This window comes from Paraburkholderia fungorum, from assembly GCF_902833645.1.
In the GTDB taxonomy this organism is placed as follows: Bacteria; Pseudomonadota; Gammaproteobacteria; order Burkholderiales; family Burkholderiaceae; genus Paraburkholderia; species Paraburkholderia fungorum.
On sequence record NZ_CADFGE010000007.1, the window covers coordinates 304,674 to 319,348 of the forward strand.

The 14,675-nt window shown below is 62.7% G+C and carries 10 protein-coding genes; 7 read left to right on the forward strand and 3 right to left on the reverse strand.

Annotated features, from left to right (window positions below):
- Positions 1–190 precede the first annotated feature (190 nt).
- Positions 191–730, reverse strand: a complete 540-nt coding sequence (locus HWX91_RS22635) for an META domain-containing protein (protein WP_028196872.1) — start codon at positions 728–730, stop codon at positions 191–193.
- 232 nt (positions 731–962) lie between these two features.
- Here HWX91_RS22635 and purT point away from each other — a divergent pair, with 232 nt between their 5' ends.
- The 6 genes from purT (at position 963) to HWX91_RS22665 (ending at position 8,332) form a co-directional block, all read left to right on the forward strand.
- The gene (gene purT / locus HWX91_RS22640; RefSeq protein ID WP_028196873.1) at positions 963–2,177 is read left to right on the forward strand and encodes a formate-dependent phosphoribosylglycinamide formyltransferase; all 1,215 of its coding nucleotides are present in this window, start codon (positions 963–965) and stop codon (positions 2,175–2,177) included.
- Between the two features lie 142 nt (positions 2,178–2,319).
- Entirely contained in the window at positions 2,320–2,532 is a 213-nt protein-coding gene (locus HWX91_RS22645) for a DUF6726 family protein (protein ID WP_028196874.1), read from the forward strand.
- A 127-nt stretch (positions 2,533–2,659) separates the two neighbouring features.
- Positions 2,660–3,034, forward strand: a complete 375-nt coding sequence (locus tag HWX91_RS22650) for an MliC family protein (RefSeq protein ID WP_028196875.1) — start codon at positions 2,660–2,662, stop codon at positions 3,032–3,034.
- Between the two features lie 252 nt (positions 3,035–3,286).
- Positions 3,287–4,939, forward strand: a complete 1,653-nt coding sequence (locus HWX91_RS22655; protein ID WP_028196876.1) for an acetolactate synthase large subunit — start codon at positions 3,287–3,289, stop codon at positions 4,937–4,939.
- 99 nt (positions 4,940–5,038) lie between these two features.
- Positions 5,039–6,475, forward strand: coding sequence for an aldehyde dehydrogenase family protein (locus HWX91_RS22660; RefSeq protein WP_028196877.1), 1,437 nt, complete (start codon positions 5,039–5,041; stop codon positions 6,473–6,475).
- 366 nt (positions 6,476–6,841) lie between these two features.
- Positions 6,842–8,332: a DEAD/DEAH box helicase gene (locus tag HWX91_RS22665; protein WP_028196878.1), complete on the forward strand. Its 1,491-nt coding sequence runs from the start codon at positions 6,842–6,844 to the stop codon at positions 8,330–8,332.
- Between the two features lie 533 nt (positions 8,333–8,865).
- Here the strand turns inward: HWX91_RS22665 and gluQRS are convergent.
- On the reverse strand, positions 8,866–9,759 hold the full coding sequence (gluQRS, locus tag HWX91_RS22670; protein ID WP_028196879.1) for a tRNA glutamyl-Q(34) synthetase GluQRS: 894 nt from the start codon (positions 9,757–9,759) through the stop codon (positions 8,866–8,868).
- Positions 9,760–9,805: 46 nt separating this feature from the next.
- Complete coding sequence (locus HWX91_RS22675; protein ID WP_028196880.1) at positions 9,806–10,669, reverse strand: sulfurtransferase; 864 nt, start codon at positions 10,667–10,669, stop codon at positions 9,806–9,808.
- A 417-nt stretch (positions 10,670–11,086) separates the two neighbouring features.
- Between HWX91_RS22675 and dnaE the strand changes: the two genes are divergently transcribed.
- Positions 11,087–14,668, forward strand: coding sequence for a DNA polymerase III subunit alpha (gene dnaE / locus HWX91_RS22680; RefSeq protein ID WP_028196881.1), 3,582 nt, complete (start codon positions 11,087–11,089; stop codon positions 14,666–14,668).
- Positions 14,669–14,675: the final 7 nt, after the last annotated feature.

The following is a 14,675-nucleotide window of genomic DNA, read 5'->3' on the forward strand; positions in this document are numbered from 1 at the left end:
AGTTTAACTGGCGAAGCCCGATGCTTCGAAGGCAAACGCAAGTATGCTTGCGTCGAATGGGAAGGCAGACCGGCACGCGGCCTGCCGTCGGTGAAAAACAACGGCCGCTAGCGGACCCGGCGCGCGTCATGCGGACAGCATCGGTTGCGGCGCCGCATCCGTTGAATCCATTCAGCGGCCCGTGGATGCGTCATTTGGCGCTACTGCTGAACGTGAGCGTGTCGCCGTTATCGAGTATGAGCTGCATCTGCTGAGGCGCGCGCATCTGTACGCCGGTGCGCTCGATGTGCTGCAGCGCGTTGAGATACGGACCTTCGATCTGTCCGCCCGGCGTCGCGCACGCCATGCGTGTGCCGCCCAGCGTGCCGAAACTCAGCTTGCCGTCTTTGAGCGCATACGAGCCCATGTAGCGGTTGCAGCCGGAAAAGCCGCTGGCGTGGCGCAGGCCTTTGGCGGTGGAGAGTACGAGGGTGATCGGTGCGCCCTGATCGGCGGACGGAAGCGCGCGTGCCGTGCCGTCTGCCTGCTTCCAGCCGGTGAGCACCCAACTCGTGTCGTCCAGCAACTGGGTGGCGGCCGGGTTGAACGGATCGGACGCCGGCGCTTCCGAATCGGGATGCTTCGGCATGGCGCACGCGCTGCATAGCGCGGCGACGCTCAACGCGGCGATGACCGAGCGCGCGTACGGGATGAAGCGCGCAACACGTCGCGGGGAGGCGCTTTGGGGCATGGCGTCGTTCCTCTTCATTCAAACTGGCGAAGGCGTAAGGGTAACGCACTAAGCTCGCCACACGCGAGCGCAACGGCGTGAGCGGACTTGAACACGTGCGCCGCAGCCTTTCTGCGCGCCCTGCGCACAAATGGCCACGTGGACCCGGCGAGCAAGGCGCGGCGCGGGGTGCGCATGTTAACATCGTGTTCTACCTATTCCCACCCTCATCCGACTTTTATCTGGAGACCTCATGCAGATCGGCCAACGGATCGGCACACCGCTTTCTGAATCCGCCACGCGCGTCATGCTGCTCGGCGCCGGCGAACTCGGCAAGGAAGTGATCATCGCGCTGCAACGGCTGGGCGTCGAAGTGATCGCCGTCGACCGTTATCCGAATGCGCCGGGTCATCAGGTAGCGCATCGCTCGCACGTGATCGACATGACCGACCGCGCCGCATTGCGCGCTCTGGTGGAGCAGGAGCGCCCGCACCTGATCGTCCCCGAGATCGAGGCGATCGCAACGGACGCGCTTGCCGCCATCGAAACCGACGGCCTCGCCGAAGTGATTCCGACCGCGCGCGCCACGCAACTCACCATGAACCGTGAAGGCATCCGCCGTCTGGCTGCCGAGGAACTCGGCCTGCCGACTTCGCCGTACGCGTTCGCCGATTCGCTCGAGGAACTGCGCGCGGGCATCGCCAAGGTCGGCTACCCGTGCGTCGTGAAGCCGGTGATGTCGTCGTCGGGCAAGGGCCAGTCGGTGCTGAAGAGCGACGCCGATGTCGAACCCGCCTGGCAATACGCGATGGCGGGTGGCCGCGTGAATCACGGCCGGGTGATCGTCGAGGGCTTTATCGACTTCGAATACGAAATCACGCAACTGACCGTGCGCGCGATCGATCCGGCGAGCGGCGCGGTCAGCACGTACTTCTGCGATCCGATCGGTCACGTGCAGGTGGCGGGCGACTACGTCGAATCGTGGCAACCTCAGCCGATGAGCCCGCTTGCGCTGGAACGTTCGCGCGAAGTGGCGCACAAGGTGACTGCGGCATTGGGCGGCAGGGGCCTGTTCGGCGTGGAACTTTTCGTGCGCGGCGATGACGTATGGTTTTCGGAAGTCAGTCCGCGCCCGCACGATACGGGGCTGGTCACGCTGTGCTCGCAACGCTTCTCGGAGTTCGAACTGCATGCGCGCGCGATTCTCGGCTTGCCGGTGGACACGTCGCTGCGGGCGCCGGGCGCGTCGGCGGTGATTTACGGCGGTCTGGACGCAACGGCGATCGCTTTCGAAGGCGTTGCCGCGGCGTTGGCTGTGCCGAATGCGGATCTGCGTCTGTTCGGCAAGCCGGAAAGCTTCGTCAAGCGCCGCATGGGCGTGGCGCTGGCCACCGGCGAAACGGTCGACGAAGCCCGTGCGCGGGCGAAACAGGCCGCGGCGGCGGTGCGGCCTGTTTCCACGAAGTAAGGGGCGTCGAAGCGCGTTGCAGGCTTGAGTTGCAACGTATCGAGGTGCCGCGCCAATGAAGTGAAGCACTGCGCGCTCGCCGGGGCAAGACTTGCCGCGTGCGCAGCCTGAATCATCGAAGTTCGTTGAAGTAGAGGTACGTATGGCCCTGGAGTCCCGCAAGAACTTGCGGTCTGGAACGCTTGGCCGTCTCGGCGCACTGGGTGTGATACTCGCGCTCTGTGCCGGCGTGACGGGCTGCGGCCTTGCCGCTGCGCCGTGCCGGGTGGCGTCGGCCGGGTTGAAGATCGTGCCGCTGGTTGGGCACGTCGCCGCCGCGCCGACCGATGCCTGCGCTGATGTGATCGATCCCTAAGCGGTTCTCATTGGTTTCACGATAGCTTCGCGAGCGATCGTCATCCGCGGCGCAGCTCGACTGCAACAGCGGATGGAATCCAGGCACGCCGCTCGTACTTGATGTGCAACAACGATCGAGGCATCTCATGAAGAAATGGCTTGTTGCAGCCGCCACGGCAGCGGGTCTTGCGGCGTTGTACGGCAACGTATGGGCCGCGCCGTTGCAACTCTCCGGGATTCAGGCCAGGAGCCGCCAGACGCACAAATACACCTGCGCGACCGGCAAGATTCTGCAGGTGACCTACTGGAACACGGCGAACGGCCAAAGCTTCGCGCTCGTGCCTGTGAAGGGCCAGCAACTGCTGTTCGTCAATACACTCTCGGCTTCCGGCGCGAAGTACCAGGCAGGCAGCTACACCTGGTGGACCAAGGGTCCGCGCGCCGACCTGTACGACGCGACAGACGGTGAAAACGCTCCGCCGATGCTGTCCGACTGTGTTACTACCAATCTCAATCGCTGAACATGATGCGGCGGCTTTCTTCAACCACGCCGCCTGCCTTGCCTGACGTTTGTCCCTGCCTTGCGGCGCTGCCCGCCTGCGCGCATCCTTTCCGTTCGAGTAGTAAGCTGTCCGGCGTGGCATCCGCTGCGCCGGCTTGCCATGCCGCGCGCCGCTCGCGTCGCGCCGGCTGTCGTCGTCTTCGATCGTCCGATACCGGACCCCAACGGACGGGCTCAGAACCCGCGTCCGTTTCATCAAGCGAGACCCCCCATGAAAGCATCGGACCTGTTCGTCAAATCGCTGGAAGCCGAAGGTGTCGAGTACGTGTTCGGCATTCCCGGTGAAGAAAATCTCGATCTGCTCGAATCGCTGCGCCGCTCGAAAATTCGTCTGATTCTGACGCGTCACGAACAGGCGGCCGGTTTCATGGCCGCTACGTATGGACGCCTCACCGGACGCACCGGCGTGTGTCTGGCCACGTTGGGGCCGGGCGCGACCAACTTCGTGACCGCCGCCGCGTACGCGCAGTTAGGCGGTATGCCGATGCTGATGGTGACCGGGCAAAAGCCGATCAAGTCGAGCAAGCAGGGGCATTTTCAGATTGTCGACGTGGTGCGGATGATGGAGCCGCTCACCAAGTACACGCGGCAGATCGTATCGATCGGCAACATTCCGGCCGCGGTGCGCGAGGCGGTTCGCCAGGCGGAAGAAGAGCGGCCCGGCGCCACGCACCTCGAATTGCCGGAAGACGTGGCGCATGAAGAGGGCGATGGCAAGCCGATACCGAAGAGCTACAGCCGGCGCCCCGTGGCCGAAGAAAAAGCCGTGGCGCGCGCGGTCGAGGCGATCACGAACGCGAAGCATCCGTTATTGATGATCGGCGCGGGCGGCAACCGCAAGACCACCACCAAGATGTTGCGCGAGTTCGTCGACCAGATCGGCATTCCGTTCTTCACGACGCAGATGGGCAAGGGCGTGATCGACGAATCGCACCCGATGTGGCTTGGCAACGCGACCTTGTCCGACGGCGACTTCGTCCACCGCGCGATCGACCACGCGGATTGCATCATCAATGTCGGCCACGATGTGATTGAAAAGCCGCCGTTCTTTATGCGCAGCGGCGAAGCGGGAGAGAAGACGGTGATTCACGTCAACTTTCTCGGCGCGGAAGTCGATACGGTGTATTTCCCGCAGATCGAAGTGGTGGGCGACATCGCCAACGCGGTTTGGCAGTTGAAGGAAAGTCTCAAGGAGCGCCAGGAGCATTGGGACTTCACGCGTTTCAAGGAGATCAAGCAGCATTTTGAAGCGCATCTGGTCAAAGGCCAACTCGACGACCGGTTCCCGATGTACCCGGTGCGAATCGTCAACGACGTCTACGAAACCACGCCGGTGGACGGCATCGTGTGTCTGGACAACGGCATGTACAAGATCTGGTTCGCGCGCTACTACCGTGCGCACGAACCGAATTCGCTGCTGCTCGACAACGCGCTGGCTTCGATGGGCGCCGGCTTGCCCTCGGCGATCGCGACCAAGATCGTGCACCCGGACCGCAAGGTCATGGCGGTGTGTGGCGATGGCGGCTTCATGATGAATTCGCAGGAACTGGAAACGGCCGTGCGTCTGCGGCTCGATCTGGTGATCCTGATTTTGCGCGACGACGCGTTCGGCATGATCCGCTGGAAGCAGGAAAACATGAACTTCCCGGACTACGGCATGACGCTGAGCAACCCCGATTTCGTCGCGTATGCGCAGAGTTACGGTGCGAAGGGGCATCGTATCGAGTCGGCCGCGGAATTCGCGCCGCTGCTGCGCGAGTGTTTCGCGACCCCGGGTGTGCATGTGATCGATCTGCCGATCGACTACTCGGACAACGAGCGTGTGCTGAATCGCGAGATCAAGCGGCTTTCCGCTCAACTGTGAGCGGAACAGTGAGGGGCGGAGCGGCCATGGGCGGCGACGGGGCATAGCCCTTGCTGACTGCATGGCTGATGTCAGGCATCGAATCAAGGAGAGCGCGTCATGTTGAACAAGACTTACCCGTACTACCTCGCCAACGTTGCGGTAGCCGCCAACACCGATCTCGAAGTCACGGATAAATTCAGCGGCGAAGTGGCGACCCGTGTGGCGATGGCCGACGCGGCGGCGATCGACAAAGCGATCGGCTATGCCGTCGACGCGATGCCGGCGCTGCGTGCGTTTCCGCCGTTCAAGCGCCAGGCCGTGCTCGAACATTGCGTGAAACGGTTCCGTGAGCGTTACGACGAATTGGCGCTCGCGCTGTGCATCGAAGCGGGCAAGCCGATCAACGACTCGAAAGGCGAGGTCACGCGTCTGATCGATACGTTCAAGGTGGCGGCTGAAGAATCGGTGCGCATAGATGGCGAGATCATCAATCTGGAGATTTCGCCGCGCGCTAAGGGGTATCACGGCTATGTGAAGCGGGTGCCGATCGGTCCGTGCTCGTTTATCTCGCCGTTCAATTTTCCGCTGAACCTGACCGCGCACAAGGTCGCGCCGGCGATCGCGGCGGGCGTGCCGTTCGTGTTGAAACCCGCGAGCCGCACGCCGGTCGGTGCGCTCATCATGGGCGAGATTCTGGCCGAGACGGACTTGCCGAAAGGCGCGTTCTCGATTCTTCCGGCGCATCGCGACGGTGCCGATCTGTTCACCACCGACGAGCGTTTCAAGCTGCTGTCCTTCACCGGCTCGCCCGCAGTGGGTTGGGAACTGAAGAAAAAGGCCGGCAAGAAAAAGGTGATTCTGGAACTGGGCGGCAACGCGGCGGCGATCGTCGACGGCGATCAGGGCGGCAAGCTCGACTACGTGGTCGAGCGGCTCGCGTTCGGCGCGTTCTATCAGTCGGGGCAGAGTTGTATCGGCGTGCAGCGGATTCTGGTGCACGCGAAGATTTACGACGCGCTGCGCGAGAAACTGATCGCGAAGACGAAGTCGCTTGTCATGGGCGATCCGAAGGACGAAAAGACCTTTGTCGGGCCAATGATCTCCGAATCGGAGTCCAACCGCCTTGCCGGCTGGATGGAGAGCGCGGTGCAGGCGGGCGCGAAGATTGTCGCCGGCGGCAAGGTGGACGGTGCGATGTTCGAGGCCACGCTGCTCGAAGACGTGAAGCGCGATACCGACCTTTATCGCAAGGAAGCCTTCGGCCCGGTGGCGATTCTGGAGCGTTTCGACGATTTCGATGCCGCGCTGGCCACCGTCAACGACAGCGACTTCGGCCTGCAGGCGGGTGTGTTCACCGATTCGCTCGCCCACGCGCATCGCGCGTGGGATCTGCTCGACGTGGGTGGCGTAGTGATCAACGACGTGCCGTCGTTCCGGGTCGACAACATGCCGTATGGCGGCGTCAAAGACTCCGGACTCGGGAGGGAGGGGGTGCGCTACGCAATCGAGGATATGACCGAGATGCGCCTGATGGTCATGCGCGAGACGTGGTAATGGGGTGCGTTCGCTGTCATGCAACTGTCGCGTAGGCGAACTACGCTGCCAGCGAGGCGCGCGGGCGCACCGGGATGTCCGGTCCGGTGCGGGACGTGACGCTGCCGCCCGCGCCGGACCGCAGTCGGCCGGCTTTCGCCGCCGTAAGCAGAAAGCCGGCAGATGCGCCATGAGTGTTTTTGCTGAAGTGCTACAATACCGGCCTTTCCGGCGGGTGTTTCCGCCGGCCGGAGCCGGCCGCATTTTTCCCGTAACACTGACGGGTCCCGTGCGGAACGCCGTGGCTCCGCCTTCATCCTGATGCCCTCTGCGGTTCCGACCGCTGCCGCGCGCACCGCGCCAAGCGCATTTTTAGCGAAAGCCACCATGTCCGACACAGCCGTCACGCCCAGCACTGCGACTTTTGATCAATTCGGTCTCGCGCCCGACATTCTGAAAGCCGTCAAGGAATCGGGCTACACCATTCCTACGCCGATCCAGGCGCAGGCGATTCCTGTCGTGCTGGCCGGTCGTGATGTCATGGGCGCCGCCCAGACCGGTACGGGCAAAACGGCCAGCTTCTCGCTGCCGATCATCCAGCGCTTGCTGCCGCAGGCCAGCACGAGCGCATCGCCTGCCCGCCATCCGGTGCGCGCGCTGATCCTGACGCCGACTCGCGAACTGGCCGACCAGGTGGCGGCGAACGTGCAGTCGTACGCGAAGCACACGGCGCTGCGCAGCGCCGTGGTGTTCGGCGGGGTCGACATGAATCCGCAGTCCGAGCAGCTGCGCCGCGGAGTCGAAATTCTGATCGCCACGCCGGGCCGTCTGCTCGACCACGTGCAACAGAAAACCGCCAATCTCGGCCAGGTGCAGATCCTCGTGCTCGACGAAGCCGACCGGATGCTCGATATGGGCTTCCTGCCGGATTTGCAGCGCATCCTGAACCTGCTGCCGAAGGAACGTCAGACGCTGCTGTTTTCGGCCACGTTCTCGGGCGAAATCAAGAAACTTGCCGCTACCTATCTGCGCGACCCGCAGACGATCGAAGTCGCGCGTAGCAATTCGACCGCGACCAATGTGACGCAGATCGTTTATGAGGTTGCCGAAGGCGACAAGACTGCTGCTGTCGTCAAGCTGATTCGTGACCGCGGCCTCAAGCAGGTGATCGTGTTCTGTAACAGCAAGATCGGCGCGAGCCGCCTCGCGCGGAGTCTGGAGCGCGACGGTGTGGTTGCCACGGCGATTCACGGTGACCGTTCGCAGAATGAGCGGATGCAGGCACTGGATGCATTCAAGCGTGGCGAGATCGAGGCTTTGGTGGCGACGGATGTTGCTGCGCGCGGGTTGGATATTGCCGAGCTGCCTGCTGTGATTAATTTCGATCTGCCGTTCAATGCGGAAGATTATGTGCACCGGATTGGGCGCACCGGGCGTGCTGGGGCTTCGGGTGATGCTTTGTCGTTGTGCAGCCCGAATGAGCGCAAGCAGCTTGCCGATATCGAGAAGCTGATCAAGCGGCCTTTGGATGTGCAACGTTTGGTCGTGGATGCGCCGGTGCGGCATCACCATGAAGAGCGTGCGCCGCGGCGTGAACGCGTTGATGGCCGCGCAGAGGGCCGCGAGGAGCGGGGCGGTCGCCGGCGTCCCGGCGCTTCGTCTTCGGGGGCGTTCGATCGGCCGCATCATCATCGGGCACAGCCTGTCGATGACTTTTTCCTCAAGCCTTATGAGCCTTCGGCGGCTTCTTTGAGGAAAGGGGAGGAGGCTGCTGCTTCTGCCTCTACGGCTGCTCCGCAGAAGGCTTCTTCTAAACAGCCGTTGGCTGCGTTGCTGGGTGGGTTTGGGATGCCGAGGAAGTCGTCTTCGTCTTCCTAACGGGGAGCGCTTGGGGCGTTGGCCCCTTGCCCCCTTGCCTCGCTGTGTTAATGGTCTTAGTGGTCTATTAGCGTTGCCCCTGTGCGGGGCGGCACTTACTTTCTTTGCCGCCGCAAAGAAAGATAAGCAAAGAAAGCGGCTTCACCCCGCCAGCTCATAAGCGGGTCCCCCGCGCAGCCACGGTAGTGGTGCATCTGGAATCTGTCGCCTCGCACATTCAGCTTTAGTGACAAGGCAGTCATACCTCCGGCGGCGCTGCGCGCGCCGTAGCGGTACCTCCTTTTTTACCCCTCCAACTTTCCGCGCATTTGGTTGCGGGCACCTCAATTGTTGTGGGATTATTCTGCCCGCCAACGCCAACGCCAACGCCAACGCCAACGCCAACGCCAACGCCAACGCCAACGCCAACGCCAACGCCAACGCCACGCTCGGTGCTGCCCTTTGCTGCCGTTCCCGGTTCCTCGTTAATTCCCCGTGGACGCGCCAGCCTGCAGCCGACTTATTTCGTTTCCCTTTGGCACTTTTTTGGGGCGCTAATTGTATTGCACTCGCTTCCCCATGCGTTTGGCCCACGCCGTCGTTGCGGCGGCGTAGAAGCCTTCTAGCGTCACGTATTCCTTGTCGCCAATCTCAAGTCCCAAATGCCGTGCGGCTGCGCTTAGGGCGTCAAGTGGCTTGTCTGTTTCCAGCGCGGTTGCGCCGTTCTGCTTGCTGAGTTTTTCGCCCTGATCGTTCGTGACCACAGGGACGTGCAAATACGTCGGCGTCGGCACGCCAAGGCAGTGCTGCAGGTAAATCTGGCGGGCCGTTGAGTCCATCAGGTCCGCGCCTCGCACGATGTGCGTAATGGCCGCGTCCGCATCGTCGACCACCACCGCGAGCTGGTACGCCCACTGGTCGTCGGCGCGCCTCAGGACAAAGTCGCCAACCTCGGTAGCCAGGTTCTGCGTCTGCGAGCCCTGCCAGCGATCTTCGAATGTAATCACCGCCGCGTCGCCGTCAGGTACGCGCAGGCGCCATGCGCGTGCCGGTTTGCCGTTCAGGCCGTTGCGGCAGGTGCCGGGGTAGGCGAGTGTTGTGTTGCGCGCGTGCGCATGCAGCAGCGAATCCGCGATTTCTTTGCGCGTACAGCCGCATGGATAGACGAGGCCGTCAGCCTGCAATTGCTCGAGCGCCTCCTGATAGCGCGCAAAACGATGGCTTTGCCAGACAGGCGGCTCGTCGGCACGCATGCCGAAACGTTCGAGGGTCGACAGAATGTCCTCAGCCGCGCCAGGGACAGTGCGAGGTCCGTCAATGTCTTCGATGCGCACAAGCCACGCTCCACCATGTGCGCGCGCGTCCAGCCAGCTTGCGAGCGCGCTCACCAGTGAGCCGAAATGCAAGGGCCCGGTAGGCGACGGCGCGAAGCGTCCACGATAGGTCATGGGTTGGATGGGCCTCGCCGCGATCGCGCGAAAGCGCTCGCGCTTATCACGCGACGCGTGCCGCCTTGCTGTCCGGATGGCATTCCGGACATGTCTTGCCTGCCACGTACATTGGCGATTTTTGCGCTTCGGACGTTACCACCGCGCGGCAGCCGAAGCATTGCGCGGTCGCGGTCGGCTCCAGTTGCGGGTTGAGCGCGGTGCGGTAGTCGAAAACAAAGCAGTCGCCGTGATAGTGCGCGCCGCCGACTTCCTCGAAATACTTGAGGATGCCGCCTTCGAGCTGGTACACGTTCTCGATGCCGACTTCCTTCATGTGGATCGCGGCCTTCTCGCAGCGAATCCCGCCCGTGCAGAACGACACCACCGTCTTGCCTTCCAGATCGGCGCGGTTTTGCTCGATCACTTCCGGAAATTCGCTGAATTTCGTAATGCGGTAGTCGAGCGCGTTGTCAAAGGTGCCGACGTCCACTTCGAATGCGTTGCGTGTGTCGAGCATCACGACCGGGCGGCCCTCGTCGTCATGGCCACGGTCGAGCCAGCCTTTCAGCGTGGGCGCGTCGACGAACGGCGCACGGCCCAGTTCCGGCCGGATGGCCGGCTTTTTCATCGTGATGATTTCGCGCTTGAGCTTGACCAGCATGCGGGTGAACGGCTGCTTGTCAGACAGGCTTTCCTTGAACTGCAGATTGACGAACTTGCCCTCGAAGAGCGCGTCGTGACGGATGTAGTCGATGAACGCGTCTGTGGCTTCACGCGTGCCGGCGACGAACAGGTTGATGCCTTCCGGCGCGAGCAGCACAGTGCCGCGCAAGCCGAGCGTATTGCAGCGCTCAGTGACGTGCGGGCGCCATGCGGCGGTGTCTTCGATAGTCGCGAAATGATACGCGGCGAGATTGACGATACTCATGTGTGTCCAGCGGTAAGAAGTGGCCGGCGGCGCGGAAAATGGGGCGCATTGGGATGCCCGCATTCAGCCTGCCTGTAGCGGGCCACGTCGAATAGGCGAAACCCGTATTATCCCTCAAGCTGGCTATTCGTCCGACTCGGCCGAATAGCCAGCCCGTTGCGGCAGCGCAAACCGCTCGCAAACTTGTACGGCGCTTACCCCATGCCCGCACCGGGCCGCGCGTTCTGGCGATTGAAATGCTGCCGGATTTGCGCCGGCTGGTCCGTCCGCGCGCTCACTCAGGCGCTCACCCTGGCGCTGTACACAGAACTTCCACTGCCTGCACAACGCCGGTGTACGGCACGCTCGCGTTTCTGTCCTAGGCCGAACGGCCAGCGCGTGGTTTTGGCCTGAAAACTCCCGAAGTGTGGAGTTACAATGTCGCCCATGTCAGATCCCCGCTTCGTTCATCTCCGCGTCCACTCCGAATTCTCGATTGCCGACGGCATCGTGCGCCTTGACGACATCGTCAAGGCTGCCGCCAAAGACGGTCAGGGTGCGCTCGCCCTTACCGACCTCGGCAACGCGTTCGGCCTCGTCCGTTTTTACAAGGAAGCCCGTGGCAAAGGGGTCAAACCCATTGCCGGCTGCGACGTCTGGATCACCAATCCGGACGACCGCGACAAGCCTTCGCGTTTGCTGCTGCTGGTCAAGAACCGGCGCGGCTATCTGAATCTGTGCGAACTGCTCAGCAAGGCATCGCTCACCAACCAGTATCGCGGCCGCGCTGAAATCGAGGCCGGCTGGCTCGAATCCGGTCTGGGTGAAGGCCTGCTGGCGCTGTCGGGTGCTCAACAGGGCGACATCGGCCTCGCGCTCGCGGCCGGCAACGAAGAAGCGGCCAAACGCAACGCGTTGCATTGGGCGAAGGTGTTTCCGGGCGGCTTCTATATCGAACTGCAACGGTGTGGTCAGCCCGGCGGCGAGCAATACGTACAACAGGCGGTGGCGCTCGCGGCGTCGTTGAAATTGCCGGTGGTGGCCACCCATCCCATGCAGTTCATGACGCCGGACGACTTCACCGCGCACGAAGCGCGCGTGTGTATTTCCGAAGGCGACATTCTGGCGAATCCGCGCCGCTCGAAGCGCTTTACGTCCGAACAGTATTTCCGCACGCAGGAAGAGATGGCGAAGCTGTTCGCGGATATTCCGTCGGCGCTCGCCAATAGTGTGGAAATCGCCAAGCGCTGCAACCTGACGCTCGAACTCGGCAAGCCGAAGCTGCCGCTCTTCCCGACGCCCGACGGCATGTCGCTTGACGACTACCTCGTGCAGTTGTCGAAAGAGGGCCTCGAAAAGCGTCTCGAACAGTTGTACCCGGATACGGCCGAGCGCGAAGCGCAGCGCGAAACGTATTACCAGCGCCTCGAATTCGAGTGCGGCACGATCATCAAGATGGGCTTCCCGGGCTACTTCCTGATCGTTGCGGACTTTATCAACTGGGCCAAGAACAACGGCGTGCCGGTCGGACCGGGCCGGGGTTCGGGCGCAGGTTCGCTGGTTGCGTACGCGCTCGGCGTGACCGACCTCGATCCGCTGCGCTACAACCTGCTGTTCGAACGTTTCCTGAATCCGGAACGGGTCTCGATGCCCGACTTCGACATCGATTTCTGTCAGCACGGCCGCGACCGTGTGATTCAGTACGTGAAAGACAAATACGGCGCGGACGCCGTATCGCAGATCGCCACCTTCGGCACGATGGCGGCGAAGGCGGCGGTGCGGGATATCGGCCGCGTGCTCGATCTTGGTTATATGTTCACGGACGGGATCGCCAAGCTGATTCCGTTCAAGCCGGGCAAACACGTCACCATCGCTGATGCGATGAAGGAAGAGCCGCTGCTGCAGGAGCGCTTCGACAACGAAGACGAAGTGCGTCAGTTGCTCGAGCTCGCCCAGCGCGTGGAAGGTCTCACGCGCAACGTCGGCATGCACGCGGGCGGCGTGTTGATCGCGCCCGGCAAGCTCACGGATTTCTGTCCGCTCTATACGCAGGGCGACGAAAGCGGCGTCGTGAGCCAGTACGACAAGGACGACGTCGAAGCCGTCGGCCTCGTGAAGTTCGACTTTTTGGGCCTCACCACGCTGACCATTCTGGATTGGGCCGAGCGTTATATCCGCCGTCTCGATCCTTCGAAGAAAGACTGGTCGCTCGCGCAGGTGCCGCTCGACGACGCTGCGTCGTTCTCGATCCTGAAGAAAGCGAACACGGTCGCCGTGTTCCAGCTGGAAAGCCGCGGCATGCAGGGCATGCTGAAAGACGCGCAGCCTGACCGCTTCGAGGACATCATCGCGCTCGTCGCGTTGTACCGTCCGGGGCCGATGGACCTGATCCCGAGCTTCTGTGCGCGTAAGCACGGCCGTGAAGTGGTGGAGTATCCGGACCCGCGTGTGGAACCTGTTCTGAAAGAGACCTACGGCATCATGGTCTATCAGGAGCAGGTGATGCAGATGGCGCAGATCATCGGCGGCTACTCGCTCGGCGGCGCCGACTTGCTGCGCCGCGCGATGGGTAAGAAGAAGGCCGAGGAAATGGCCCAGCACCGCGAGCTGTTCCGTCAGGGCGCCGCGAAAAACGGGCTGACCGGCGAGAAAGCGGACGAAATCTTCGACTTGATGGAGAAGTTCGCGGGCTACGGCTTCAACAAGTCGCACGCGGCGGCGTATGCGCTGCTCGCGTACTACACGGCGTGGCTGAAGGCGCACCATCCGGCCGAATTCATGGCGGCGAATATGTCGCTCGCCATGGACGACACGGACAAGGTCAAGATCCTGTTCGAGGATTGCCTCGCGAACAAGATGGCTGTGCTGCCGCCGGACGTCAACCTGTCGGCGTACCGGTTCGAGCCGGTCGCGGAGCCGGACGGCAAGCGCTCGAAAACGATCCGCTATGGTCTCGGCGCGATCAAGGGCAGCGGCCAGAATGCGATCGAGGAAATCCTGCGTGCGCGTGAAGAAGGTCCGTTTATCGACATCTTCGACTTCTGCAACCGGGTCGACCGCCGGATCGTCAATCGCCGGACGGTGGAAGCCTTGATCCGCGCCGGTGCGTTCGACACGCTGCACGCCAATCGCGCGCAGCTGATCGCCTCGGTCTCGCTGGCCATGGAGGCGGCCGAACAGGCAAGCGCCAACGCAATGCAAGCCGGCCTGTTCGACATGGGCGATGCACCGTCGCAAGGGCATGAACTGGTCGACGAGCCGGAATGGCCGGAAAAGAAGAAGCTGCAGGAAGAGAAGGCCGCGCTCGGCTTCTACCTGTCGGGCCATCTGTTCGATGCCTACAAGGACGAAGTGCGTCGCTTCGTGCGTCAGAAGATCGGCGAATTGAAGGAAGGGCGGGACAAGCTGGTCGCCGGTGTGATCGCGTCGCTGCGTACGCAGATGACCCAGCGCGGCAAGATGCTGATCGCGTTGCTCGACGACGGCACGGGCCAATGCGAAGTGACCGTCTTCAACGAGACTTTCGAGGCGAATAAGCCGTTATTCAAGGAAGACGAGTTGCTGGTGGTGCAAGGCTCGGCGCGTAACGACGCGTTCACGGGCGGCATCCGCTTCACGGTCGATACGGTGATGGACCTTGGCCGCGCCCGCTGTCGTTATGCGGAAGCCGTGAAGGTGCAGATGAACGGCAATGCGGACGCATCGGCATTGCGGCGCGTGCTCGAAGCACATAGCGCGGGTAAGGACGAGCCGCAAGCCGCGCCGGCGCCGGCGGCCTCGTCGCGCGGCGGCAACGGTAACGGAGGCGGTGGTGGGCGCAACGGCGGAGGCTATGGTGGCGGTGGCCAACGCCAGGCCGTGCAGATCCCGAACGGGCTCGCAGTGCAGGTGGTTTATCGCAGCGAGAATGCGCAAGGTGAAATGCGTCTGGGCGACGCATGGCGCGTAAAGCCCACCGACGAACTGCTCGCGGCCTTGCGTGGCGAGTTCGCAGGAAGCTCGATCGAGATTGTTTATTGATGGCGGG

What these genes read in the sequence shown, in the direction of transcription:
- HWX91_RS22655 (WP_028196876.1), top strand. Translation starts at nt 3,287, where the DNA reads ATGAAAGCATCGGACCTGTTCGTCAAATCGCTGGAAGCCGAAGGTGTC.
- HWX91_RS22675 (WP_028196880.1), bottom strand. Translation starts at nt 10,669, where the DNA reads ATGAGTATCGTCAATCTCGCCGCGTATCATTTCGCGACTATCGAAGAC.
- HWX91_RS22635 (WP_028196872.1), bottom strand. Translation starts at nt 730, where the DNA reads ATGCCCCAAAGCGCCTCCCCGCGACGTGTTGCGCGCTTCATCCCGTAC.
- HWX91_RS22660 (WP_028196877.1), top strand. Translation starts at nt 5,039, where the DNA reads ATGTTGAACAAGACTTACCCGTACTACCTCGCCAACGTTGCGGTAGCC.
- HWX91_RS22650 (WP_028196875.1), top strand. Translation starts at nt 2,660, where the DNA reads ATGAAGAAATGGCTTGTTGCAGCCGCCACGGCAGCGGGTCTTGCGGCG.
- gluQRS (WP_028196879.1), bottom strand. Translation starts at nt 9,759, where the DNA reads ATGACCTATCGTGGACGCTTCGCGCCGTCGCCTACCGGGCCCTTGCAT.
- purT (WP_028196873.1), top strand. Translation starts at nt 963, where the DNA reads ATGCAGATCGGCCAACGGATCGGCACACCGCTTTCTGAATCCGCCACG.
- HWX91_RS22645 (WP_028196874.1), top strand. Translation starts at nt 2,320, where the DNA reads ATGGCCCTGGAGTCCCGCAAGAACTTGCGGTCTGGAACGCTTGGCCGT.
- HWX91_RS22665 (WP_028196878.1), top strand. Translation starts at nt 6,842, where the DNA reads ATGTCCGACACAGCCGTCACGCCCAGCACTGCGACTTTTGATCAATTC.
- dnaE (WP_028196881.1), top strand. Translation starts at nt 11,087, where the DNA reads ATGTCGCCCATGTCAGATCCCCGCTTCGTTCATCTCCGCGTCCACTCC.